The organism is Acinetobacter lactucae, assembly GCF_001605885.1.
GTDB lineage: Bacteria > Pseudomonadota > Gammaproteobacteria > Pseudomonadales > Moraxellaceae > Acinetobacter > Acinetobacter lactucae.
Map to the genome: position 1 here is coordinate 62854 of NZ_LRPE01000035.1, position 24494 is coordinate 87347.

Below are 24494 nucleotides of genomic sequence, written 5' to 3' on the forward strand. Positions count from 1 at the left end.
CAGATTTATTGTAATTTTGCGCTTTGACGAGTTTGCACTTCTTGAACAATAGATTCACTTACCCCTTGCCCAATTTGTGCACCCATACGACCTAAAATGGATTGTAATGGGTTGCGCTCAATTGTGTAGTCAACTTTATTATCAAGGTTTAGTTCACGCATCAAGCTCGTAATATTACCTGAACGGTCAGCAACACCTAATTGAATAGCTTGTTCACCAGTCCAGAATAAGCCAGAAAAAATAGCAGGATCATTCGATTTCAAGCGCTTACCACGTCCTTCTTTAACTGCAGTGATAAAGTGAGTATGAACATTATCAAGCACAGATTGAATATGTTGCTTTTGAGCAGGATCAATCGGTTTTGTCATACTTAAAATGTCTTTATTCGTTCCGGCAGTTAAAGTGCGGTCTTCAATACCGAGCTTCTGAGCTAAACCAGTAATTCCATAATTAGGCATGATGACACCAATTGAACCCACTAAACTTGATGGATTGACAATAATCTCATCCGCAGCAGAAGCGATATAGTACGCACCCGATGCCCCCATATCACCAATAACGGCATAAACTTTCTTATCAGGGTGCTGTTTTTTCAAATAACGAATTTCCTGCCAGATTTCATCAGACTGAACTGGAGAACCGCCAGGTGAGTTAATGTTAAGTGCAACAGCCTTACTATTTGAGGCTTCAAAAGCACGTTTAAGCGCTTTATTGGTATCTTCACTATTTACCGCTTGATTGCTTGAAGAATCAATTGTTCCAATAATGTCCACCACTGCCAAATGAGCACTACTGCTACTTACAGCAGAGCCTTCTTTGCTGGTTGAACAGCCTTTACCCATGAGTACAATAATGAATAGTAAATAAATAAAAGTTAATGTTTTAAAGAAGATACCCCAACGACGACTACGGCGTTGCTCTTCTACTGAAGCAAGTACAGCCTTCTCAAGAATTTGCCATTCCGGTCCATTTTGTTTAGGGATTATAGGTTCATTTTGTGGTTTTGGTGGCCAATCGGACATAAAATTCCAATCCAAATCAATCTAAAATGATGTCATTATATACGTTGATTTGATAAAAACTGTCTAAATAATATGATTTCATTTATAATATTTTTATCTTTTTTTACTTGTTGCCTCCTTTTTACCGCGATAGATGACCAAACTAGATGTAAAAAGCATGAACTATTACTTACTTAAAACTTTTAGCCGTCAACCAATTCAATTTGGACGTTTTATTGCCCGTATGTTGGCAGGGTTAGTCAATACTTTAAAAATTACTAGAACATCAAAGAGTATAGAACTTAACTTACAAATTGCACTTCCCCACTTAACACCACAACAACGAATAGATATTACACAACAAGCTATTCGTAACGAGTTAACCTCATACTTCGAATTTTTAAGTATTTGGGGCTCATCAAATAGTAAGAATATTTCACGTATTCACCATATTGAGGGTGAACATTACTTTCATGAAGCACTGGCAGCAAAAAAAGGTGTGGTTTTGATTGTTCCACACTTTGGTACATGGGAAATCATGAATGCTTGGTGTGCCCAGTTCACTTCCATGACTATTTTATATAAGCCTGTAAAAAATGTAGATGCAGACCGTTTTGTTCGAGAAGCCCGTAGTCGTGAACAAGCCAACTTGGTACCTACCGATGAAACTGGTGTTAGACAAATTTTTAAAGCGTTAAAACAAGGTGAAACCACTGTAATTTTACCTGACCATACCCCAAATGTTGGTGGTGATATGATCAATTATTTTGGTGTACCCCTTGCCTCAAGTAATTTAAGTGCCAAGCTCATTCAAAAAACCAAGGCCAAGGCATTATTTCTTTATGCGATTCGTAATGAACATGACGGTTTTACGATGCATATTGAACCTATGGATGAGAAGATTTACGAAGGTAGTGCCGATGACGGAACCTTTGTTATTCATCAAGCCATTGAACAGCTGATCCAACAGTATCCAGAACACTATCACTGGAGTTATAAACGTTTTAAAGCAAATCCTGCTTTAGATAATCTTTATAATCTTGCTCCAGATGAAGCACTTAAAATTGTGGCTAAGCTTAAAGCAGAAGCTTCACAAATTCCTGTGAAGCCAAGTACGCTCGAAACGTCGAGTGTATAAAACCATCTCATGATTGCGAGATATAAAACTTAATGTTCCTTGCCCAACTGTGCTTTTAAACGGAATATGAAGTGCTTGTACTCTCGCCAAAACCTCTTTGCTTGGGTGCCCATAGCGATTATTAAAGCCAGCCGAGGCAATCACAAGCTTTGGCTTTAATGTGGTTAAAAAATCATAAGCCGAACTATGCTTACTCCCATGATGACCTAATACCAAAACATCTACCTTTAACTCGGGATATTCCTTTATAAGTTGATATTCTGCTTCCCACCCCGCATCACCCATAATTAGATAATTTTCATAACCTGTTACCTGTTTTAAGTGAATATAAACCACACAAGAATATTGATTTTGATTTGAAGAAACTAAATTTAAATCCTTTTCTTTAGGCCAAAGGATTTCAATATCTAATTGTGGATATTGCCATTTTTGCCCTTGATGACAATAAGTAAATGGTTCTTTAATTTGTTCTGTCCATAATTCATTTGATATGACTTGTTTAATAGGAAAAGCCTGTGCGATAGAAGGAAATGCTCCGCTATGGTCTTGGTCAAGATGAGATAGTATGACGTGATCTAATTGTTTAATTCCCTTTTGACGTAAATATGGGATCACCACATTTTGACCAATACTAAAAGCCTTTTCATCATAAGACCCACCCGTATCGATGAGCCATGTCTGCTGCGGGTGCTGCAGGAAAATAGCTTGCCCCTGTCCTACATCTATAATATTGATTTGAATTTGCTGGGACGACTTATTCGGAATAACCAAGGGTAAACAGCATATGAGTCCCCAAGATTTGGGTAAAACCCCACGCGGTAAAAATAAGATAATAATAACGAAGCTAAGGCACACTAAATCAAGAGGTGTGAGGCTAAAACCTTGTAATGGTAGAGATAACTTTTCTAAAAGATTAAAACATGACAGTACTATACTAATTAGGACGTCATTAATTTGAAAAAGTAAATTTCCGAATGAGTTAAAAATAAGCCATACACAAGCTGCAAAAATGTTTAAAGGAACAATCACTCCTCCGAGTAAAGGAACAGCAATAATATTTGTAAAAGGAGCAACCCATGAAATCTGTTGAAAGAAAATCAACATTAAGGGACATAAGGCAATAAATATTTTGCCTTGAGATTCAATTAAAATTTTACTGAAAAGAATGATTCTAGATAACAGACTCGTTGAAACAAGATTTGGAACCTGTTCAATAGTTTGATAAATCCGTAATAAAATAAAGCAGGAACCATAAGAGAGCCAAAAGCCTGCAGATAAAACACTGAAAGGATCGAAAAATAAAAGTAGACTTGCACTGTAAACTAACAGTGAAAATGGCCTAACAGGCAGTTTGATCAATAATAAAGAAGCAAATAAAACTACTGAAAGTAAAGTTCTTAAGGCGGGAATTTCAAAACCAACAAATGCGGTATAAATCAAAACACCGAAACATAATGGAATCATGGCCCAAATTTGTTTAGGTTGATGCAAATAAAGCTGCGGATAATAACGTCGTACTAATTGATGTAATCCCCAAGACAACATGATGGCAAAAATGAGCACATGAGGCCCTGAAATCGCCAATAAATGAGAGATTCCTAATTCCTTAAATTGATTTTTAATCTCATCATTTAAGAGACTTTCATCCCCTGTTAATAAAGCTAATAACAGTCCCTTATTCTGTAAAGGAGAATGTTTCAGCATTAATCTAAATTTTAGACGCAATTTTTCTATATTTAATTTTTGTCTGTTAAAAAACTTTTGTTGCTCTTTTAAATGATGTTGATAACCCAACCGATAAATTTCATCAGAGCTTAAAGGCTCAATATGCTGAACACTAAAACCAGACATTATATCTCGCTGAATAAACCATTGTTCTTGATCAAAAACACCAGCCACTGCATAGCTATGAGCTGGTCTGGTTTTACCCGAAATTCGATAGTAATGACCTAATTGTAATTTTGGTTCATCTATCGCTGAGTTTACTTTTTGGCTTTTTAAATATAATAGCCAGTTAACGGGATGTAAGGACTGCCCTAATACCTGAACGGGTTGCTGTGTCTTATCTTCTTTTTCTTCACTTATGCGGTCTACATACACAACTATATCTAAAGATTTAGGCTGCATTTGTCGCAGTTGTAATCTTTTATTTAATGCATGCTGAGCATATTGATGTCCTATAATAAAAAGACTAATAGCGCAGACTAGACAGTAAATGGCTTTTAATATGAGCCGATTTAAAAATGTATGCCCCTTAAAAATATAAAAAATAAAACCTATAACGATTAATACTTTACCGATCCAACCATATTGCATGATGAGAGGGATATCTATCCCCATAAATGCAATACCCCCAATCCACCCCATTAAAATAAATTTTAACATTCAACGTCATAATCATTATCTTTTTAAGGGCAAAATTAAAGCCCAACTGAGTGGGCTTTAACAATGTGATTTAATGACAATTTTTAAGAACCACTCACCCAGAGTCCATCTTGCATATGCAAAATAGAATCAGCAGCCTGAGCTAAATGCTCATCATGGGTCACAATTAACATTGCCATGTTTAGTTCTTTCTTAAGATCGGTCAGTAACTCAAAAATACCTAGAGCTGTTTTACGGTCCAAATTACCTGTTGGCTCATCTGCTAAAACAACCGCAGGTTTAGTGACTAAAGCACGTGCTAAAGCCACACGTTGGCGCTCACCACCCGAAAGCTCACCTGGCTTATGATCCATACGATGAGATAACCCAACTCGATCAAGTAAATATTCAGCTTGCGCTTTTACAGATTTAAATTGGCTATCTGCTCGAAGCATTAAAGGCATCGCCACATTTTCAAGGGCAGAAAACTCAGGTAACAAGTGATGAAATTGATATACGAAACCGAGGTGTTGATTACGTTGAAAACCACGTTCAGCTTCACCTAAATTATCAAAACGTTGACCATTTAAAAATACTTGCCCTTGAGTTGGTTGCTCTAAACCACCTAATACATGAAGCAAAGTACTTTTACCTGAGCCACTTGCACCGACAATCGAAACAAACTGCCCTGCTTGAACTTGTAAAGAAAGACCTTTAATGACTTCAACTTTAGATTTACCGTCATCAAAATGTTTATATATTTCTTTCGCTTCTAAAACAATTTTACTCATAGCGCAGTGCCTCGGCAGGTTGAACTTTGGCAGCACGAAGTGCCGGATAAATAGTCGCCAAGAAGCTTAAAAGTAAAGAAACAATCACGATAATCGTCACATCTTGCCATCTTAAATAAGAAGGAAGGTAATGTACAAAGTAAGCATCAAATAGATTTAAGCCCAACACATTGTTAAACCATGAAATGATATCGCTAATGGTTAAAGCTAAAATTACACCTAAAACCGTACCTGCAACTGTACCAATCACCCCAATCACAGTACCTTGAACCATAAATATTTTAGTAATCATTGATGGCGAAGCGCCTAAAGTACGCAAAATTGCAATATCTGATTTTTTATCAGTCACCACCATGACCAATGACGAAACAATATTAAATGCTGCAACCACGATAATAAGTACAAGCAATAAACCGACTAAAGTTTTTTCCATTTGAATGGCATTAAATAAATTGCCATGCGTATAGGTCCAGTTCGTCGCGTAGAAATTGCTTGGTAAACTTTTTACTAAGTCGTCAGCAACTTGCGGCGCTGCAAAAATATCATCTAATTTTAAACGGACACCTTGGGCACCATCTGGTAAGCGTAATAAGGTTGAAGCATCGTATAGAGCGATATAACCCACCATAGAGTCAACTTCGGCCCCTACACTAAAAATACCCACCACTTTAAAACGCTTGAAACGAGGTACAACACCTGCTGGAGATGGCGTTGCTTCAGGTAAAACCAATGTCACGCTGTCATTTAGACGTAAGCCCAATGAATCAGCCATATCTTTACCAAGAACAATACCAAACTCACCTTTTTTAAGTGAATCTAAGCTTCCAGCAACAATATGATTTTGAATAATAGAAACATTCTTTTCATATTTTGGGTCAATACCTGTCACCATAATACCGGCAACTTGCCCTTGCGCAGTTAACATACCTTGCAATTGCGTAAAAGGTGCAACCCCAGTTACATGTGGATGATGTTCAACTCGCTTCACCAACTCAGGCCAATCCGTGAGGATTTGTGTAGATGAAACTGTTGCTTGCGGCACCATTCCTAACACACGGTTTTTCAATTCGCGATCGAAACCGTTCATGACAGAAAGTACCGTAATCAATACAGCGACACCGAGTGTCAAACCGACCATCGAAACCAATGCAATAAAAGAAATAAAATGATTACTGCGTCTTGCGCGAGTATATCTCAACCCTATATACAGTGAGATTGGTTTAAACATACCTTCTAAATCCAAGGTCATTGATGGAAAATAAAAGATGTTGATGTCAAATTGCACCCACATCGACTATTTGACCATACCGTTAGATGCTGTATTAAGGTTTAAAAATCAGTAATTTCTGACTTATCCTTAACAATCCTAATATGATATTGCTGCGCTATTTTCTACTACTTAAGTTAGGAGATCAATTTGATCATGCATTTCGCTACGAATTAGAACAATTTAATGAATAAGCTCAACAAATTACCCAAATCTTCTCCTATTTAGACTTCATATGTTGAGCAAAGTTCCGGTTTGCTTGAATGTCTTTATAAAAATATAAAAAGAGTCCAGACAAGATAATGAAAGCACCCACAAAAACCATAATTGAAAGCTGCTCATGATTTAAAGCTGCTCCAATTATCATAGCGATCATTGGCGTAATTACTGTCGTTAAAGATAAGGTGGTTGCCTGAATATTTTGTATAAGTTTGAAATAACAGAACATAGCAACCAGTGAAGCCATCAGTACCGTATAAATTAATGCAAATAAAGATTTAGCTTCTGGTAAATGGGTCGGTGCATATTGCCAAATAAATGGAATAAAACAACTAGCAAAAATAGAAGAAACTAAAATAGAACCTGTTGCTTGAGCCATCGGCTGAATTTGTGCATTAACTTTCTTAACCCAGAAGATTGAAAAAGAATAAACAAACACACTGATCAGCATAAGAACTATACCAAATGGATGCACATGCTGATTTTCACCGCTCAAACAAATAATAGCTAAACCACTGACCGCAATTGCCATGCCCAGCCATTGCAGCTTATAAAGTTGTTGGCCAAATGCAAACCGACCAATAAGCCCCGCCATAATAGGTGCTAAACCAAACATAAGTGCAATCATGCCTGAACTTAAATATTGAGTCGCGGCATAGGTAAAAATTTGAGAACCAATTAAGCTAAAAGAACCAGCTATATAACTATGTACTGCTTGTCGATGCGTCGGAAAAGGTGTTCTTAAAATTAGCAATATGATGACTGCCAAAGGCAATGCAATAAAAAAGCGTAATAACAATGCCCACATCAGATGTAAATCTGACACACTCCAGACGATTGCCAAAGGAGTTGTTGCCCAGATAAACACTAATAAGACATAGGTTAAAGCTAAATTGGTTTGCGATGGCATGTGATGCTCACTTAGCTGTTTTACGTTTTTGCTTTAAAATCGTTTGATCTAATGAACTTGAAAATTCACGTTTATCTCGTTCGGAAATAGGAGGTGGTCCGCCAGTTTGCACACCCGCACCACGAAGCGTGTCCATGAAATCACGTAGATGTAAACGCGCTTTAACATTCGCAGTTGTATAAACTTCACCACGCGGATGAATAGCAACTCCGCCTTTCTCAATCACCTGAGCTGCCAGTGGAATATCTTGTGTAATCACAATGTCATTCTCGACCATGCGTTCGACAATTTCTCTATCTGCCTGATCGGCGCCACTTAAAACCTGTATTGATTTAATGCGAACAGAAGGCGTAATCCCAACATTTTGATTGGCAACAAAAATAACTTCTAATTGATAACGATCTGATGCACGTAAAATTACTTCACGTAAAATTTTTGGTAAGGCGTCTGCGTCTACCCATAGCTTAAATGGCAGCACGTTATTCTCTATTTCCACTAAAAATATAAGTCTAACAGATGCCTTTCTAAGGTGAGTAGAAATAAACATTAAACTTATTTTTAATTTCAATATTTCAAGTTTTAGAAACTAAACATACTTTTAATTTATAAATAGAAACGGCACTTTCCTTTAAATGACTAAATACGCGCTTTTACAAGAGAATTTACATATGGAGACTTGAAAAATAGCAAACACCCTCGATTTAATATAACAAGTAATGTGAACCCAACAGCATCGTGCTTATGAAAAATCAAAACAGTCCAGAAGTTATTAAAGTAAATGACCAAAATTTTGGTAGTCATGGAGAACATTGGAATCTATTGACGTCCCATCCCGAAACAGATGTACCAAAATGGTTAGGACTGGCTCTTGATGCACCTGTAATGCCAATGGGCTTATGCGAACATGAAGAAGATATGGATCAATCTTTTTGGTTGATCCAAAGCCCACAAGACCAAAAAGTTACGATCAATCAAATTATTGCTGTTGAAAACCAAAAACCTCGCGCGCTTAAAACCGCCTTTCCTAGTTTTAAAAGTCCATATCAATATAATGCGAAAATTGAACGCATCATTACTTGCGACTCTGCGACACAAGCCGTATTAAGTTTAAGACTAAATAAAAATACAACTGTTTATGCTTTTGATAATTTATTTAGTGTTAACTACTGTCAATATGATAAAAATCAAAACTATCAAGTTCAATTTAATGCATGGGCTTATGAATTAGAACCTGTTCCAGCAGGCGAAAAAATTATTGTTGATGATCCAGCTTCGATTAAACATCACCGTGCATTAAATGCAATTTTAACTGAACATAATGGTGTTGCTCCTGAAAACTTACAGGAACTCATTAATGAATGGCAACCAAAAACTCCAGAAGATCAAGAACCTGTAACTGTTGATTTTTCTAAAATGGTTGCTTATTTATATGGCGAAAATCTTGGTCAAGAAGATGAAGCATGGTTCCAAGGTAATATTGTTGGCAAAACTTCTATGACATTTATGGGAGAAGAATATGCTCTTTATGATGTTACTTTGGTTTTAGAAGATGATCTTCCTGCCATATTAGTGCGCATTGCAACCAAAAACGATTTGTATAAAAACTTTAATATTGGCGAATATATTCGCGGTAATATCTGGATTCAGGCGACTATTTGTGCTAAAAAGGGTGAAACTAATTGAATTTCACTAATATTTTAATAATTAGGTTATTGAATGAAGATTATACCCGAACAAACTACCAGCCTCATTCAATCCAGTAGCCTGCGCGTAAAGGTCGATACTGGTGCGTTTTGCTTTTTTGTCTTGGGTATGTTCTTAGCTGCCATATTCATGCACCAGTTTGGTTTAGTGCCTTTTTAATTTATAAATTATTCAATAAATAAAGCCCTCATTTGAGGGCTTTATTTATTTGATTTGCTTAACCATTACGCTTTGCAAAATCATCCATAAAGTTGATTAAAGCCTGTACACCTTCTAAGGGTACAGCATTATAAATACTTGCACGCATACCACCTACCGAACGGTGTCCAGCTAAATTCAACAAATGGTTTGCTTCCGCTTCTTTTAAGAATTGTTTTTCTAAAGCTTCATCTGCCAAGGTAAACGGTACATTCATAATTGAACGGTTTGGAATTGCGATCGGATTATTGTAGAAATCGCTTGAGTCGATATAACCATAGAGCAACTGAGCTTTTTCAAGGTTCACTTTATGGATAGCATCTACCCCACCCTGCTCTAGCAACCATTCAAATACTAAACCAGACAAGTACCATGCATAAGTCGATGGTGTATTTACCATAGAACCATTTTTCGCTTGGTCGCTATACTTTAAAATACTTGGAATTTCTGGTTTAGCTTGATCAAGTAAGTCATCACGAATAATGACAATTGTTAAACCAGCAGGACCAATATTTTTTTGTGCGCCCGCATAGATCAAACCAAATTTGGTTACATCTAATGGAGCAGATAAAATACTTGATGAATAATCACAAACTAGTGGAGCTTTTACATCAGGAATCCCTGCGAACTGTAAGCCACCAATCGTTTCATTATCTGCATAATGTACATATGCTGCATCATCAGACAAATTCCATTCGCTTTGTTCAGAAATTGCGAACTTGCCATCTACTTTAATGCCAGCTTCTACAACATTAATATCGCCATAACGTTTTGCTTCTTTTAACGCTTTTTCAGACCAGATGCCTGTGTGAATATAATCGGCTTTACTGTTCTTACCTAAAAGGTTTAAAGGAATCGCAGAAAATTGTAATGACGCACCACCTTGTAAAAACAGTACTTTATAGTTTTCTGGAATGTTCATTAACTTGCGTAAATCTGCTTCAGCTTTTTCAGCTACAGCAACATAGTCAGCACTACGGTGACTCATTTCCATGATGGATAGACCTTTACCTTGCCAATCCAACAATTCTTGTTGAGCTTTTTCTAAAACGGCAGTAGGTAATGCAGCAGGACCAGCACAGAAATTGTACGCGCGCATGATTTTTCCCTTGTATAAAGTCAAACACAATAAAAATGGCATTTAACCACAGATTGCTTAAGCTTGCAGCAGCTTCTCAAGTAAATATTTCAATGCTGGACTGTATTTAGCTTTATTTTTTCAATTATTGTCGTCGTTATTTCTTTAGATTTAATGACCAGCTTCCTCATTTAAAAAAATTTTAAGCAAAAAGATCAACTTGACTTGTGATTATCATTTCACATACCTTGATAGCTATTACAAAAATATTGGCTTAGTAAATTCAACAATTAAAGGAGCTAAAAACCACGAAGTTTTTTATACAAATGTATAATAAACAAGATGATAATTGAATTTAATAACAAGAAATTTAAACTATAAGGGATGCCAAAAATTGTTATTTAAAATGCCCACACATCGATATAGACAGTCTATTTTTCCCTTTTCATTTAAGCCAAAACATCTTGCTTTGGCTTTAGGCTTTTTTTTCACTAATCATTTATATGCCGGAAGCTTAAGTTATGCTGAAGCAGAACAACAAGCTTTAAAAAGTTCATATAGTACTCAAGCCAATCAAGTATTACAGCAAGCATCTCAATTAGAAGCTGAAGCAGTAAAGGGCCTCGGATTACCTCGAGTTGATTTAAATGTCAGAGCATATGCTTTTCACAGTGAAACAGATGTACCTCTGGGCTCTTTTAAACAAAAACTTGAGAATGATTTAAGCCAAGGGCTAAATGATAAACTTTCACAGTGGAACAATGTCATTCCATCGGATGTGCTGGGACAAGTTCAAGAAGGCGCAAATCAAACTATCCATGATGGTATAAACCGTTTTCCCGATTATGCGAATCTGACTATTGAAGATCAGGTGGTACGCCCTTCCATTTCAGTTGTTATGCCACTCTATACAGGCGGCTTAACCAGCAGCGCAAAAAAAATAGCAAATATCCAAGCGCAGCGTTCGGAACTTTCAAGCCAACAACAACAAGATATACAGCGCTTCGAAGTCGTACAAAGTTACTTTAATGTGCAATTACAACAACAACTGGTCGCGAGTAGCTTATTTAACTTTAATGCGATGCAAAAACATTACAGCAATGCCCTAAAGCTCGAGCAACAAGGGTTTATTAGCAAAGGGCAACGCATGCAGTTTGAAGTAGCGCGTAATAATGCGGAACGTACTTTACAAAATGCTCAAGCCAACTTAAATGCCAGTCGCTTTAGCCTTAATAACCTTTTACATCAACAAAATAATGTGGATTTAAGTACCCCATTATTTGTAAACAATACACCAAGCCAAACTCTAGAATCACTTTTAACTAGTTATTCGCAAAAATCTAGCTTAGTACAAAAAATGCAAATGGATACTCAGCTGGCTAATGTTAATATTCAAGCTCAACAAGCTGCAAAAAAACCAAGTCTTTTTGCCTTTGGAGAATATGCGCTTGATGAAAATGAAAACTGGATTGTGGGTGTAATGGCAAAATACAATCTATTTTCTGGTGTAGACAAAAATAAGAATATTCATGCCGCCGAATTAAAGCGTTACGCTTCTGAACTCATGACTGAACGAACCAAACAAGAGATTGAAGCTCTTTTGAATAAGTCATATAACGAACTTAACTCTGCTCAGCAAAGTCATCAGCTCTTACAAAGAAACGTAAATGCTGCTCAAGAAAACCTACGTATTCAAGAACTTTCTTTCCGCGAAGGAATGGGTACAGCAACCCAAGTGATTGATGCGCAAAATGCATTAAGTGCGTTAAAAACTGAAATGGCTTTAAATGCTTATAAATATGTCATGTCACTCGCAACCTTACTACAAAGTCACGGCTCAATTGACCAGTTTAAAGCTTACGTTAATCAACCACATACCGACTATATTCGTTAAGGGGAGTATAAAATGAATCAAGACTCAGCTCATTCAGAACAAGATTCTCCTGCTGCGAATACGGCAGAAAACAACCATGCTCAAAAACATGATCAAGCTAGTGATAAGCAAGAAACAAGCACAAATAAAAATGACACCAATCCTCCTAAAAATTCTAAAATTAAACTGATTATTGGCCTAATCATCATTGCCTTATTAGGTTTAATTATTTTTGGTTTGTGGAAAAGCTATCAGCCGAAACCTATTGAACTACAAGGCCGTGTTGAAGCTGAAACTATTCACGTAAGTACAAAAGTTCCAAGTCGTATTGAAGAAATTTATGTACAAGAAGGCCAGAAAATTTCCAAAGGTCAGCCCCTTGTTCGTTTGGTTAGTCCGGAAATAGAAGCTAAAAAGCAACAAGCCTTGGCTACCTTACAATCGGCCTTAGCATTTCAATCTACGGTAGACCGCGGTTCGCAACAAGAAAATATCGATACTCTTTATGCCAACTGGCAAAGCACGAAAGCACAAGCAAACCTTGCAAAAACTACTTACCAACGCGGTGAAAATTTATATAGACAAGGCGTCATTTCACGTCAAAGACGAGATGAAATGCTTGCTGCACAGACCTCTGCTCAAGAATTAAGTGAGGCCTCTTATCAACAATATGCTCGTGCAAAACGTGGAAGTACCAGTCAGCAAAAATCCACAGCAGATGCACAGGTTGAAATTGCAAAAGCAGCGGTAAGCGAAGCAAAAGCACTGGAAGCAGAGACACGTTTACTCTCACCTATTTCAGGTACGGTTTCAAAAACTTATGGTAAACCTTCCGAATTAGTCGCTATGGGCGTGCCTGTTGTTAGCATTTTAGAAGATGATGATTTATGGGTAAGTTTAAACGTCGGTGAAAATCAATACGCCTCTGTTTATAAAAATAAAACCCTTGAAGGATTCATTCCCGCTCTTAATCAGAATGTGAATTTTAAAATTAAGAATATTGATGCTGAAGGCGAATTTGCCACCATTAAAACGACTCGCCAAACCGGAGGATATGATATCCGTAGCTTTAAATTACATCTGGTGCCTGAAAGTCCTGTCAAAGATTTAAAGGTTGGCATGAGTGTTCTATTTAAAATTAAAGAAGACAAATAAAGCATGTTTGCCAGTATATTACGGGAACTAAACTATCTAAAAAGCAATAAATGGGATTTGTGTATGGTGACACTTATCCCTGCTTTTATCATTTTTATGTTTAGCAGCATGTTTTACGCAGGTAAAGCTGAACACTTACCAATAGCGATTATTGATCAGGACCAAAGTGAACTTAGCCGTAATATTGAAAAGTATCTTTCGTTAAATCATACAGTAGACATTAAAACAATTACAGTAAGCTCTGCTGAGGCTGAACAACTACTCAATGAAACCAAAATATGGGGTTATGTTTTTATTCCAGACGGTGCTGAAAAACGCTTCGTGAAAGCACAAGATGCTCAAATCAGCATTGCCTTTAACCAGTCTTTTTTTAGTGTCGGGAACACGATTTCCTCTGCAATGCTGGTCAGTACACTCAATGCTTTAGCAGATTATGCAGGTCAAAGTTATCTTGCAAATAGTATTCCCTATTTAGATGTACCTACCGCGCATGTCAAAATCTCAACGCTTTACAACCCAAGTATGAGCTATGAATTTTATTTAGAACCTTTCATGGTTCCAGCGGTATTGCACTTATTGTTATGTTGCTGTGTTGCCTTTGCTATTGGACAAGAACTTAAACGTGGCACATTAACAGCATGGGTAAACCGAGAAAGTTTTATTCAAGGCTTATTGGCTAAAAATCTGCTTTATACCCTTATTTTTTGTTTCTGGACATGGGTATGGATGTTTTGGCTAGTCGAAATCCGTGGCTGGTTTGTAGCAGGTTCTCTTAGTTTATTGCTATGCGCACAGTTTTTACTTTATTTTGCCTACGCTTTGATTAGCAGCACGGTCATTCTTGCTACTAAAAATTTAAGTAAAACTTTTGGCTTTATCGCCGTATACGGTGGCTCTTCTTTAAGTTTCGCAGGTGTTACGCTACCTTTAAATAATGCCCCTATTTTCACCAAGTTTTGGTCACTCATTATTCCTTATACCCCTTATGCCAAACTGCAAACCGAACAATGGGTGATCGGCAGTCCAGTTTTCATTTCTATGATTCCTTTTTTAATACTCTTGGGTTATTGCCTGATTTACTTCTTTTTAAGTTGTCTATTACTTAAAAAATTAGTTCGAGGGGCAACACAATGAAAGAATTCTTTAAGGCTTATGGGCAAACATTTAAAGACATTGTAAGTAATAGCTCAGTTTTCACAACGCTAATTTTATCGGTCATTCTTTATAGCTTTTTTTATCCTACTGCCTATAAAGCTGAGCGTGCAGAATCTATTCCAATCGTCATTGTTGATGAAGAGCAAAGCCTCTTAACTTCTCAATTAATCGGCCAAAGTGCAAATAGCCCGCATGTCCATATTGTGACTGTTACAAGCAATTTTTTACAAGCTGAACAAATGGTACGTGAGCAACAAGCTGATGGTATTTTACTTTTACCAAACAACCTAACTCAAAGCTTACGCCGAGGAGAAACTGGTGGAATTGGCTTATACTTAAGTACAACCAACTTTTTAAAAACTAAAGAAATTGGTTTAGGTCTTGCTACATCGATTGAAGCTACATTAAAAGAATATATTGAAAAATTCGGACAACGCACGCATTTCCAGCCAGCGCTTTCTATTCATCAAGTGCCGCTATTTAATCCGCTTTCAGGATATGGAAGTTATATTTTTCCGGCTGTTGCATCATTAATTATTCACCAAACCATTGTGCTCGGTTTGGCAATGTTAATAGCGACCTACCGTGAGCAACATGAAAAAATCACAACTGTTCGCTTCGCTGGAATTTTCGCAAGTATATTTACCATTGGCTGTTTAGGTTGTTTTTATCTTTTCGGTTTTACTCTGTGGTTCAATGACTATCCACACGGTGGAAATTTTATAGGTCTACTTATTGCTGTTCCAATTTTTATTAGTTGTGTGATTGGACTAGGTATGTTGATCGGCTCACTTTTGGATATGCCGGAACGTGCCGGACATATTATTGTGTTTAGCTCAGTACCTTTATTCTTACTCACTGGAGCTGCTTGGCCTCATCAAGCCATGCCTGAATGGTTACAATGGCTGGCATGGTGTTTACCCTCAACACATACAGTGCAAATGTTTGTGCAACTTAACCAGATGGGTGTTCCATTAGCCACAGTTGTACCAAAGCTGATTTTTCTTGGGACCATTGGATTATTATTAGGAAGCTTAGCCTATTATCGGATTGTTAAAAAAACGTCTTTATAAAATAAAAAAGGAAGCTTACGCTTCCTTTTTTATTTAATTTCTTCTTACTCTTCTGACACATCGTCATTCGTAGAAACTGCATCTTCACCATCTACATCTGAAGTATCAACTTCTCCTTCGAGAAACTCTTCTTCATCTTCGACAGCTTCAATAGACACAACGCCTACTAAAGTTTCTTCTTCGCTTAAACGAATCAGACGTACACCTTGTGCATTACGACCAGTCATTGCAACTTCTGCTGCGCGAGTACGAACCAATGTACCGCCGTCAGAAATAAGTAACAATTCTTTGGTTTCATCAATAGACACTGCACCAACAAGCTCACCGTTACGTTCGCTTGTCTTAATCGCAATGACACCCTTACCACCACGTTTCTTGGTTGGGAAGTCATTTACAGGAGTACGCTTACCATAACCGTTTGCACTTGCACAAAGTACTTCACCTGTTTCAGGTACAACCACAAGCGACACGATACGGCTTACTAGATTTAAATCTGCTGAGTCTTCACTATCATCAGAATCATCATTTTCAACATCTGCATCTTCTTCGCTTAAGATACTGCTTGCAAAGCTTACACGCATACCACGAACACCTTTCGCAGTACGCCCCATTGCACGCACATCGGTTTCAGCAAAACGGATTGCCTTACCTTCGTTCGAGAACAACATGATTTGCTGATTACCATCAGTAATCGCAACACCAATTAAGGTATCTTCTTCATTGAGCTCAATTGCGCGTAAACCATTTGAACGAATGTTAGCAAATTGTTCTAAATCAACACGTTTAACCGTACCTGAAGCTGTCGCCATAAATACGTAATGGTTTTCCGGGAACTCAGTCAACGGCAAGATAGCTGTTACTGTTTCATTCGCATCTAAAGGTAACAAGTTCACAATTGGACGGCCTTTAGCACCACGTGATGCTTGAGGCACTTCAAACACGCGAAGACGATATACTTTACCTACATTGGTAAAGCACAGCACAGTCGCATGGTTTGAAGCCACAATGAGATGTTGAATAAAGTCATCATCTTTCATTGAAGTTGCAGACTTACCACGTCCACCACGGCGCTGAGCCTGATAATCTGAAAGTGGTTGAGTTTTTGCATAACCTGTTTGTGAAACTGTTAATACAACTTGCTCTTCAGGAATTAAATCTTCACGGCTAAAATCAATACGTGATTCAATAATTTCAGTGCGACGTCCATCACCATACTGTTGTAGTACAAGTGCTAACTCTTCACGAATTACAGCCATCAATAAATTGAAATCATTCAAAATTGCCGTAAGTTCAGCGATTTGACCTAAAATTTCAGTATATTCTGCATGTAATTTGTCTTGTTCAAGACCAGTTAAGCGATGTAAGCGTAATTCTAAAATTGCACCTACTTGCGTTGGCGATAAACGGTAAATTGAATCGGTTAGACCAAATGGACGATCTGGGTTTTCACCTTCGATTTCATCTGGACGAACAGAAATTGCGCCAGCTTTTTCAAGCAATGAAACGACACCACCACCTGCCCACTCACCAGCAAGCAAACGCTCACGCGCTTCAGCAGGGTTAGCAGAAGTTTTGATGGTTTCAATAATTTCATCTATATTGGCTAAAGCAACTGTTAAGCCTTCTAAGATATGACCACGTTCACGTGCTTTACGCAATTCGAACATAGTACGGCGTGTCACAACTTCTTGGCGGTGACGAATAAATGCCGCAATAATATCTTTCAGATTCATCAATTTTGGTTGTCCATTGTCTAGACAAACCATGTTGATGCTGAATGAGTTTTCAAGCTGGGTATTTAAGAATAAGTTATTTACAACGACTTCAGCGTTTTCACCGCGTTTCAAGTCAATTGCAATACGCATACCTTCTTTATCAGATTCATCACGAAGTTCTGAAATACCTTCAAGTTTTTTCTCTTTCACTAACTCGGCAATACGTTCAATAACTCTTGCTTTGTTTACTTGGTATGGAATTTCAGTAAAGACGATGGTTGTACGACCTGTCTTTTCATCTTCTTCGAAATGGTACTTACCACGAATGTGTAAACGACCTTTACCTGTACGGTAGGCATCAACAATGCCTGATTTACCGTAAATAATACCGCCTGTAGGGAAGTCAGGACCAGTAATGTATTCCATCAATCCTTCAATCGAGATATTCGGATTGTCAGCATAGGCCAAACATGCATTCACAACTTCTGTCATGTTGTGTGGTGCCATGTTAGTTGCCATACCAACGGCAATACCAGCAGCACCATTAATTAACAAGTTAGGAACACGTGTCGGAAGCACTTCAGGAATACGCTCAGATCCGTCGTAGTTATCTTCCCAATCAACCGTGTCTTTTTCTAGATCTGTAAGAAGCTCGTGTGCAAGCTTGGTCATACGGACTTCGGTATAACGCATCGCAGCTGCGCTATCACCATCAATCGAACCGAAGTTACCCTGACCATCTACCAATAAATAACGTAAGCTAAAGTCCTGAGCCATACGTACAATGGTTTCATAAACAGCTGAGTCACCATGAGGGTGATATTTACCGATTACGTCCCCAACAACACGCGCAGATTTCTTGTAGGCTTTGTTATAGTCATTGCCCAATTCGTGCATGGCATAAAGCACACGACGGTGAACAGGTTTAAGACCGTCTCTCACATCCGGCAATGCACGAGATACGATTACACTCATCGCGTAATCTAAATATGAATGCTTGAGTTCGTCCTCAATGGCAATCGGTCGGATTTCCGATACGCTCATGCATACTCCTTCTTACAGATAGAAATTTCCATCTGCTTATATGTCTTGATCTTGCAAAAAATTTAGTTCCGAAAACTGAACTAAAATCGAAAAAAATATAGCTGTATACTATAGCATAAAAGCACTTTGTAATGTGCGGAATCTACATCGCTAATCTAGCGATATTTGTATAATTTAATTGCATATTATTCTTATCATATCGCTATAACGAGCATCTTCTCATCTTGGTAAAACTATGTGATTTTTATTCTATAAAAATCAAACCTCAAATGAGCTAAAAGTCTCACTTATATATTTAAGAACACTACCCACAATAAAAAAACCCCTAGTAAAAACTAAGGGTTTTTTAGCTTTAATCGATAAAGATTAAAGTTTAGATACCAATTCAGGTACTACAGTGTTCAAATCACCAACTAACCAGTAGTCAGCAACACTGTTGATTGGCGCTTCTTCGTCTTTGTTGATTGCAACAATAACTTTAGAATCTTTCATACCAGCTAAATGCTGGATCGCACCAGAAATACCTACAGCAACGTAAAGGTCAGGCGCAACGATCTTACCAGTTTGACCAACTTGGAAGTCGTTAGGTACGAAGCCCGCATCAACTGCCGCACGTGAAGCACCTTGTGCTGCACCAAGCTTATCAGCTAATGGATCAAGTACTTTATGGTAGTTCTCACCAGAACCTACCCCACGACCACCAGAAACGACGATGCGAGCCGCAGTTAATTCTGGACGGTCAAGCTTCACGATTTCTTCAGATACGAAGTTAGAAATACCTGCATCTTTCGCTTCACTTACTGCTTCAACAGCAGCTGAACCACCTTCAGCAGCTACTGGATCAAATGCTGTACCACGAACTGTACCTACAATGATTGCTTCGTCAGATTGAACAGTTGCAATCGCGTTACCTGCATAGATAGGACGCTTGAATGTGTTCGCAGATTCAACAGAAATAATATCTGTGATCATGCTTACATCAAGAAGAGCAGCAACACGTGGAAGAATGTTCTTACCAGTTGTTGTAGAAGCAGCTAATACGTATTTGTAACCTTTAGCCAAGTCAGCAACTAAACCAGCTACGTTTTCAGCTAATTGGTTTGCATAAGCAGCGTTGTCAGCAAGTAAAACTTTGCTTACACCAGCAACTTTAGCAGCAGCATCAGCAACTGCTTGAGCACCAGAACCAGCAACTAATACAGTAATATCACCACCGATTTTTTGTGCTGCAGCAACAACGTTTAAAGTAGCACCGTTAAGTACTTGGTTGTTGTGGTCAGCGATAACTAAAATACTCATGATTTTATCCTTCCGTATTAGATCACTTTCGCTTCATTTTTCAATTTTTCAACAAGCTCATCTACAGATTTCACTTGTACGCCAGCTTTACGTTCTGCCGGAGCTTCAACTTTAACAGTTTTAAGCTTAGTACCAGCTGTAACGCCATAATCAGCAGGAGATTTGGTATCAAGTGGCTTCTTACGAGCTTTCATGATGTTAGGCAATGCTGCATAACGTGGCTCGTTCAGACGCAAGTCAGTTGTAATGATTGCTGGAAGTGTAAGTTCAACAGTTTGTAAACCACCGTCAACTTCACGAGTTACTTGTACTTTACCGCCATCAACTTTCACTTCAGAAGCAAATGTACCTTGACCAGCACCTAGTAAAGCACCAAGCATTTGACCTACTTGGTTAGAGTCATCATCAATTGCTTGTTTACCAAGAAGGATAAGTTCTGGTTTTTCAGCGTCAACAACACCTTTTAAAATTTTAGCAACTTCTAAAGCGCCAATTTCATCAGTAGTTTCAACTAAAATACCGCGGTCTGCGCCTAGAGCCATTGCAGAACGGATTTGTTCTTGAGCTTCTTTAGGACCTACAGAAACAACAACGATTTCTGATACTGTTCCTTTTTCTTTTAAGCGAACCGCTTCTTCCACTGCGATTTCACAAAATGGGTTAATTGACATTTTTACGTTGGTAAGGTCAACCCCACTATTGTCCGGCTTAACACGAACTTTAACGTTGGCATCAACCACGCGTTTTACAGCAACAAGAGCCTTCATGTAATCCTCGGCTGTTCTAGCAAAAGTAAATGTTGAGAAAAGTATATTAACTCTTCAATTAAAATTTTTTAGGTACCCTATCTTGCAATGTGTTTGGCATTTCGGTCAAGTCACAATTTTCTGGAACAGCACAAAAAAAATGAAATCATCAGTTCATAAAAAAATTTTAGCCTACTATTAGAAGCTATTTTATTCTTTTTAAACTCTATTTTATACATTGATTTTTATTATCTTTTTATCTTATTTAGCATATTAGCTAGAAACATAAGATTATGTTTAAAAACCTTAAATTCAAGGTTTTTTAGACTCAGTCGTCGACAAAATATGCAAAGATCAAAATGGTCAATTAGGCAGTTTTAGCTATTTCTCTTAAACAAAATTGTAAAAAAAGACAAATGATCTCTACATTCCTCTAAAACTTCTCAATTTAATTATCTTTTTATTCGGTCTATTTTTTAACTTTTAGTTTTTATGTGCCCTTGGATGAGCTTGATCATAAACTTGCGCCAAATGATCGAAATCAATATGGGTGTAAATTTGTGTTGTAGATAAATTACTATGACCTAACATTTCTTGTACCGAACGCAAATCACCGCTACTTGATAACATATGGCTAGCAAAACAATGTCTGAGTAAATGCGGATGTAAATCGACATTTACACCAGCCCGTTGAGCTTGAAGCTTTACTCTTTTTTCGATTTGCCTTGGAGTGAGTGCTCCCCCTCGTAAAGAAATAAAGACAGAATCGTTTTGTTCGAAATGTCCTTTCCAAATTTTATAAACTTTCAGCCAATTCAATAGGCTTTCTTTCGCTTTTTTCCCGAACGGTACAATACGGGTCTTATTTCCTTTACCTGTAATACGTACCAGTTGACGATTAAAATCTACATCTTTAACTGTTAAACCCTGCAATTCAGCCAGACGTAAACCACTTGAGTAAAGTAACTCGAGCATGGCTTTATCTCTTAACCATAATTGCTGATCAACTGGTTTTTCCGGCATAGGTTGATCTAATATTTGATTAACCGTTTCTATGTCGATCATACCTGGCAAAGGTCTAGGCTGACGTTTTAATTTAAAATCGTCAGTCGGATTAATTTCTAAATATTTACCTTGTTCCGCCCATTTCATGAACTGACGAATTGAGGTGAGATGACGTTGCATACTACTTGAACTTAACTGATCCTGCTCAACACGCTGGGCCAAATATTCTCTTAAATCTGAAGCTTCAATATTTCTTAAATCTAGTTGTTTGTGCTCGCAGAACTCAAGAAAGCTTTTCACATCTCTTTCATAAGCAGTAATCGTGTGCTCAGATTGATTCTGTATTTTTCTTTCTTTTAACCACATTGAGAGCAGCTGTAATGCAAAATCCAAATTGCTCTCCATTTATTTGCTCATTTTTTTGAGTGTACCAAAAACTATGTGATCATGAAAATTTGATATCGCACAACCTAATGATGAACTAATTTATATATTACAATTCACCTCAAGTATTTGTCGGACCTTGCTGCCATGACCACCATACTCATCCCTTATTTAATTGCGATTACATTACTTACGCTTACCCCTGGTCTAGATACAACTTTAATTATTCGTACAGCAACACTTGAAGGTAAATCTAAAGCATTTCAAGCAGCGGTCGGCATTAGCCTTGGCTGTATTGTATGGGGAATTGTGGTTGCCTGTGGTCTAGGTGCTTTGCTCATGGCATCTGATCTTGCTTTTAATATTCTAAAATGGATGGGAGCAGCATATCTCGCGTGGCTGGGTTTGAATATGATTTTAAAACCACGTAGCCAACTTGCAGACACACAAGAAAGTCATTCAAAACGTTCTACTTCAGAGAATTGGTTCATTAAAGGTTTTTTGGGTAACTTACTTAACCCGAAAGTTGGGATTTTTTATATTTCATTTCTTCCACAATTTATTCCGCCGCAAGCATCGGCTGTGACTTGGGTGATGGGACTGGTAATGATTCATGTGGTGATTGGAATGTTATGGTCAACTTTATTAATTTTAGCCATGCAGCCACTGTCACGTTATCTAAAGCAACCTAAGTTTGTGAAATATATGGATCGGATTACTGGCAGTATTTTTGTTCTATTCGCTTTGAAGTTGGCTTTGAGTAAAAAGTAAATTTTAAAAAGCGTGCTGATAGATAGCACGCTAAATAAGACTTAAAAACTTACTTTAGTTTTTCTAAGTAGGTTTTTATTTGAACTGAAACTTCATCGGCATATTTTTCTGCTAATTGATGGTCCCCACCTTTAACAACATATAACGTCGAATTTTCAAACTTTTGATTTAAATATTGCCCCACCTGAACGGGGCTCACTGGATCGTTATCACCCCAGATTAATAAAGTTTCAATGTTTATATCTGATAAAAACTCTTCGTAGTTGGCATTGGTAGTAATAAACCAATCTGGATATTTTAAAAATGCTTGGCGATATGCTTCTCGCCAGTCTTGTACATTAAATCTTTCAAGGTTGATTCCACCCGAAGTTGCAATCAAGACTAACCCTTTTATCAGTTGAGGTTTTTGCAACGCTGCCGCAACAGCAAAAATGCCACCCATTGATTGAGCAATAATTACAGACTCATCATGAACTTGATCAAGCACATAGCTGGTTAGTTCTTCAAAATTTTTAACCTGAGGAGATTCTGGTGTATCCCCAAAACCGGGGTAACCAATAATTTTTGTATGGTAATGTTGGGGTAATTTTTCAATTAAGGGATGCCAAAATTTAGTACTGCCTGATGCGCCAGGTAGGAAAATTAAATTATTCATATTTTTATAAAGTAATAAAATTAAAAAATTATTGTACATATAAAAGAAAGCCTCTTTTATCACTTTAGCTGATGAAAAGAGACTTCTTTTTAGGTAATGAGATTAACCTTGGAAATAACGTAGATCCAAACGCCCATCGTAAACATGAGTTGTTGGACCAGTCATCCAGACCACATCACCTTCTTGCCATTCAATTTGTAACTTACCACCAGCAAGCTCAACTTCAACTGAGTTCGCAAGTAAGCCACGGCGCATACCACTTACCGCAGCAGCACATGCTCCTGTACCACATGCAAGCGTTTCACCGACACCACGTTCAAATACACGTAAACGCACATGCTTTTCATCAATAATTTGCATAAAGCCAGCATTAACACGCTCAGGGAAACGTTTATGTGACTCAACTTGTGGACCAATACCAGCAACATCTGCAGTTAATACGTCTGGAACAATAGTGACAGCATGAGGATTACCCATATTGACCACATCAATACTGATGTTTTGGTCGTTGGCTAACTCAAGTGTATATAAAGCTTCTGGTTGTTCAGCAATGAATGGAATTTCATTCGGCAAAAATTTCGGGTAGCCCATATTCACGCGAACCCAACCATTTTGCCCCAGTTCAGGTTTTACAATCCCTGCTTTGGTTTGAACAGTAATACTCGTTTTTGTTGTTAAATGGCGCTCATGTACAAAGCGAGCAAAACAGCGTACACCATTACCACATTGTTCAACTTCAGAACCATCAGCATTAAAAATACGATATTTAAAATCCGCTTCCGGTAAATCTGGTGGTTCAACAATTAAAAGCTGATCGAATCCGATGCCAAAATGACGATCGGCTAAGCGTTGAATTGTTTCTGTATCTAAATAGGCACGTTGGCTGATTAGATCAACCACCATAAAGTCATTGCCTAGGCCATGCATTTTAGTAAATTCTAACAACATT

General features: G+C 37.7%; 21 protein-coding genes and 1 pseudogene. 9 read left to right on the top strand and 13 right to left on the bottom strand.

Features of this window, described 5'->3' with window-relative positions; all coding sequences use genetic code 11:
- Nucleotides 1-5: 5 nt before the first annotated feature.
- The gene (gene sppA, locus AWW73_RS12680) at nucleotides 6-1022 is read right to left on the bottom strand and encodes a signal peptide peptidase SppA (protein WP_016146163.1); all 1017 of its coding nucleotides are present in this window, start codon (nucleotides 1020-1022) and stop codon (nucleotides 6-8) included.
- Between the two features lie 133 nt (nucleotides 1023-1155).
- On the opposite strand from sppA, the gene AWW73_RS12685 reads away from it, so the two are divergent.
- Nucleotides 1156-2139, top strand: a complete 984-nt coding sequence (locus AWW73_RS12685; protein WP_016146164.1) for a lysophospholipid acyltransferase family protein — start codon at nucleotides 1156-1158, stop codon at nucleotides 2137-2139.
- Here AWW73_RS12685 and AWW73_RS12690 read toward each other — a convergent pair.
- The 3 genes from AWW73_RS12690 to AWW73_RS12700 form a co-directional block, all read right to left on the bottom strand.
- Nucleotides 2092-4524, bottom strand: coding sequence for a DNA internalization-related competence protein ComEC/Rec2 (locus AWW73_RS12690; protein WP_062849824.1), 2433 nt, complete (start codon nucleotides 4522-4524; stop codon nucleotides 2092-2094). The two genes, AWW73_RS12685 and AWW73_RS12690, sit on opposite strands and share 48 nt — an antisense overlap.
- 83 nt (nucleotides 4525-4607) lie before the next feature.
- Nucleotides 4608-5294, bottom strand: coding sequence for a lipoprotein-releasing ABC transporter ATP-binding protein LolD (lolD, locus tag AWW73_RS12695; protein ID WP_062849825.1), 687 nt, complete (start codon nucleotides 5292-5294; stop codon nucleotides 4608-4610).
- Entirely contained in the window at nucleotides 5287-6522 is a 1236-nt protein-coding gene (locus AWW73_RS12700) for a lipoprotein-releasing ABC transporter permease subunit (protein ID WP_004790618.1), read from the bottom strand. The genes lolD and AWW73_RS12700 overlap by 8 nt, the downstream gene beginning before the upstream one ends.
- 149 nt (nucleotides 6523-6671) lie before the next feature.
- On the opposite strand from AWW73_RS12700, the pseudogene AWW73_RS19225 reads away from it, so the two are divergent.
- Nucleotides 6672-6752, top strand: a pseudogene (locus tag AWW73_RS19225) (PilZ domain-containing protein); the annotation flags it as partial.
- 29 nt (nucleotides 6753-6781) lie between these two features.
- Here the strand turns inward: AWW73_RS19225 and AWW73_RS12705 are convergent.
- Nucleotides 6782-7690, bottom strand: coding sequence for a DMT family transporter (locus tag AWW73_RS12705; protein WP_057106243.1), 909 nt, complete (start codon nucleotides 7688-7690; stop codon nucleotides 6782-6784).
- A gap of 7 nt (nucleotides 7691-7697) precedes the next feature.
- Nucleotides 7698-8186 (bottom strand): YaiI/YqxD family protein, encoded by a 489-nt coding sequence (locus AWW73_RS12710; protein ID WP_079748489.1) that lies wholly within the window; start codon nucleotides 8184-8186, stop codon nucleotides 7698-7700.
- A 245-nt stretch (nucleotides 8187-8431) separates the two neighbouring features.
- Between AWW73_RS12710 and AWW73_RS12715 the strand changes: the two genes are divergently transcribed.
- Both AWW73_RS12715 and AWW73_RS19035 read left to right on the top strand, forming a co-directional pair.
- On the top strand, nucleotides 8432-9373 hold the full coding sequence (locus AWW73_RS12715; protein ID WP_062849826.1) for a hypothetical protein: 942 nt from the start codon (nucleotides 8432-8434) through the stop codon (nucleotides 9371-9373).
- A gap of 33 nt (nucleotides 9374-9406) precedes the next feature.
- The gene (locus tag AWW73_RS19035; protein WP_005038822.1) at nucleotides 9407-9553 is read left to right on the top strand and encodes a hypothetical protein; all 147 of its coding nucleotides are present in this window, start codon (nucleotides 9407-9409) and stop codon (nucleotides 9551-9553) included.
- Between the two features lie 58 nt (nucleotides 9554-9611).
- Here AWW73_RS19035 and serC read toward each other — a convergent pair whose 3' ends face one another.
- Complete coding sequence (gene serC, locus AWW73_RS12720) at nucleotides 9612-10691, bottom strand: 3-phosphoserine/phosphohydroxythreonine transaminase (protein ID WP_016146170.1); 1080 nt, start codon at nucleotides 10689-10691, stop codon at nucleotides 9612-9614.
- Nucleotides 10692-11076: 385 nt separating this feature from the next.
- Between serC and AWW73_RS12725 the strand changes: the two genes are divergently transcribed.
- From AWW73_RS12725 to AWW73_RS12740, 4 genes are read left to right on the top strand one after another with little or no spacing between them, the layout of a single operon-like run.
- Nucleotides 11077-12564, top strand: coding sequence for a TolC family protein (locus tag AWW73_RS12725; RefSeq protein WP_062849827.1), 1488 nt, complete (start codon nucleotides 11077-11079; stop codon nucleotides 12562-12564).
- 12 nt (nucleotides 12565-12576) lie between these two features.
- Nucleotides 12577-13698, top strand: a complete 1122-nt coding sequence (locus tag AWW73_RS12730; protein WP_062849828.1) for an HlyD family secretion protein — start codon at nucleotides 12577-12579, stop codon at nucleotides 13696-13698.
- 3 nt (nucleotides 13699-13701) lie between these two features.
- Complete coding sequence (locus AWW73_RS12735) at nucleotides 13702-14832, top strand: ABC transporter permease (protein ID WP_205630326.1); 1131 nt, start codon at nucleotides 13702-13704, stop codon at nucleotides 14830-14832.
- Complete coding sequence (locus AWW73_RS12740; protein ID WP_062849830.1) at nucleotides 14829-15926, top strand: A1S_2622 family ABC transporter permease subunit; 1098 nt, start codon at nucleotides 14829-14831, stop codon at nucleotides 15924-15926. The genes AWW73_RS12735 and AWW73_RS12740 overlap by 4 nt, the downstream gene beginning before the upstream one ends.
- A gap of 44 nt (nucleotides 15927-15970) precedes the next feature.
- On the opposite strand, the gene gyrA is transcribed toward AWW73_RS12740, so the two are convergent.
- The 4 genes from gyrA to xerA form a co-directional block, all read right to left on the bottom strand.
- Nucleotides 15971-18685 (bottom strand): DNA gyrase subunit A, encoded by a 2715-nt coding sequence (gene gyrA / locus AWW73_RS12745; RefSeq protein ID WP_062849831.1) that lies wholly within the window; start codon nucleotides 18683-18685, stop codon nucleotides 15971-15973.
- A 366-nt stretch (nucleotides 18686-19051) separates the two neighbouring features.
- Nucleotides 19052-19984, bottom strand: a complete 933-nt coding sequence (locus AWW73_RS12750) for an electron transfer flavoprotein subunit alpha/FixB family protein (RefSeq protein ID WP_016146176.1) — start codon at nucleotides 19982-19984, stop codon at nucleotides 19052-19054.
- Nucleotides 19985-20001: 17 nt separating this feature from the next.
- Nucleotides 20002-20751, bottom strand: coding sequence for an electron transfer flavoprotein subunit beta/FixA family protein (locus tag AWW73_RS12755; protein ID WP_016140229.1), 750 nt, complete (start codon nucleotides 20749-20751; stop codon nucleotides 20002-20004).
- A 462-nt stretch (nucleotides 20752-21213) separates the two neighbouring features.
- Nucleotides 21214-22101: a site-specific tyrosine recombinase/integron integrase gene (gene xerA, locus AWW73_RS12760; RefSeq protein WP_079748502.1), complete on the bottom strand. Its 888-nt coding sequence runs from the start codon at nucleotides 22099-22101 to the stop codon at nucleotides 21214-21216.
- A gap of 165 nt (nucleotides 22102-22266) precedes the next feature.
- Here xerA and AWW73_RS12765 point away from each other — a divergent pair, with 165 nt between their 5' ends.
- Nucleotides 22267-22890, top strand: a complete 624-nt coding sequence (locus AWW73_RS12765) for a LysE family translocator (RefSeq protein ID WP_062849833.1) — start codon at nucleotides 22267-22269, stop codon at nucleotides 22888-22890.
- Between the two features lie 49 nt (nucleotides 22891-22939).
- Here AWW73_RS12765 and AWW73_RS12770 read toward each other — a convergent pair whose 3' ends face one another.
- Nucleotides 22940-23545: an alpha/beta fold hydrolase gene (locus AWW73_RS12770; RefSeq protein ID WP_081409618.1), complete on the bottom strand. Its 606-nt coding sequence runs from the start codon at nucleotides 23543-23545 to the stop codon at nucleotides 22940-22942.
- Nucleotides 23546-23647: 102 nt separating this feature from the next.
- Nucleotides 23648-24493, bottom strand: a complete 846-nt coding sequence (dapF, locus tag AWW73_RS12775) for a diaminopimelate epimerase (protein WP_016140226.1) — start codon at nucleotides 24491-24493, stop codon at nucleotides 23648-23650.
- Nucleotide 24494 lies beyond the last annotated feature (1 nt).

What these genes read in the sequence shown, in the direction of transcription:
- AWW73_RS12740 (WP_062849830.1), top strand. Translation starts at nt 14,829, where the DNA reads ATGAAAGAATTCTTTAAGGCTTATGGGCAAACATTTAAAGACATTGTA.
- AWW73_RS12765 (WP_062849833.1), top strand. Translation starts at nt 22,267, where the DNA reads ATGACCACCATACTCATCCCTTATTTAATTGCGATTACATTACTTACG.
- AWW73_RS12690 (WP_062849824.1), bottom strand. Translation starts at nt 4,524, where the DNA reads ATGTTAAAATTTATTTTAATGGGGTGGATTGGGGGTATTGCATTTATG.
- AWW73_RS12750 (WP_016146176.1), bottom strand. Translation starts at nt 19,984, where the DNA reads ATGAGTATTTTAGTTATCGCTGACCACAACAACCAAGTACTTAACGGT.
- AWW73_RS12735 (WP_205630326.1), top strand. Translation starts at nt 13,702, where the DNA reads ATGTTTGCCAGTATATTACGGGAACTAAACTATCTAAAAAGCAATAAA.
- lolD (WP_062849825.1), bottom strand. Translation starts at nt 5,294, where the DNA reads ATGAGTAAAATTGTTTTAGAAGCGAAAGAAATATATAAACATTTTGAT.
- AWW73_RS12770 (WP_081409618.1), bottom strand. Translation starts at nt 23,545, where the DNA reads ATGAATAATTTAATTTTCCTACCTGGCGCATCAGGCAGTACTAAATTT.
- sppA (WP_016146163.1), bottom strand. Translation starts at nt 1,022, where the DNA reads ATGTCCGATTGGCCACCAAAACCACAAAATGAACCTATAATCCCTAAA.
- dapF (WP_016140226.1), bottom strand. Translation starts at nt 24,493, where the DNA reads ATGTTGTTAGAATTTACTAAAATGCATGGCCTAGGCAATGACTTTATG.
- xerA (WP_079748502.1), bottom strand. Translation starts at nt 22,101, where the DNA reads ATGTGGTTAAAAGAAAGAAAAATACAGAATCAATCTGAGCACACGATT.
- gyrA (WP_062849831.1), bottom strand. Translation starts at nt 18,685, where the DNA reads ATGAGCGTATCGGAAATCCGACCGATTGCCATTGAGGACGAACTCAAG.
- AWW73_RS12705 (WP_057106243.1), bottom strand. Translation starts at nt 7,690, where the DNA reads ATGCCATCGCAAACCAATTTAGCTTTAACCTATGTCTTATTAGTGTTT.
- AWW73_RS12730 (WP_062849828.1), top strand. Translation starts at nt 12,577, where the DNA reads ATGAATCAAGACTCAGCTCATTCAGAACAAGATTCTCCTGCTGCGAAT.
- AWW73_RS19035 (WP_005038822.1), top strand. Translation starts at nt 9,407, where the DNA reads ATGAAGATTATACCCGAACAAACTACCAGCCTCATTCAATCCAGTAGC.
- AWW73_RS12685 (WP_016146164.1), top strand. Translation starts at nt 1,156, where the DNA reads ATGACCAAACTAGATGTAAAAAGCATGAACTATTACTTACTTAAAACT.
- AWW73_RS12725 (WP_062849827.1), top strand. Translation starts at nt 11,077, where the DNA reads ATGCCCACACATCGATATAGACAGTCTATTTTTCCCTTTTCATTTAAG.
- AWW73_RS12715 (WP_062849826.1), top strand. Translation starts at nt 8,432, where the DNA reads ATGAAAAATCAAAACAGTCCAGAAGTTATTAAAGTAAATGACCAAAAT.
- AWW73_RS12755 (WP_016140229.1), bottom strand. Translation starts at nt 20,751, where the DNA reads ATGAAGGCTCTTGTTGCTGTAAAACGCGTGGTTGATGCCAACGTTAAA.
- AWW73_RS12700 (WP_004790618.1), bottom strand. Translation starts at nt 6,522, where the DNA reads ATGTTTAAACCAATCTCACTGTATATAGGGTTGAGATATACTCGCGCA.
- serC (WP_016146170.1), bottom strand. Translation starts at nt 10,691, where the DNA reads ATGCGCGCGTACAATTTCTGTGCTGGTCCTGCTGCATTACCTACTGCC.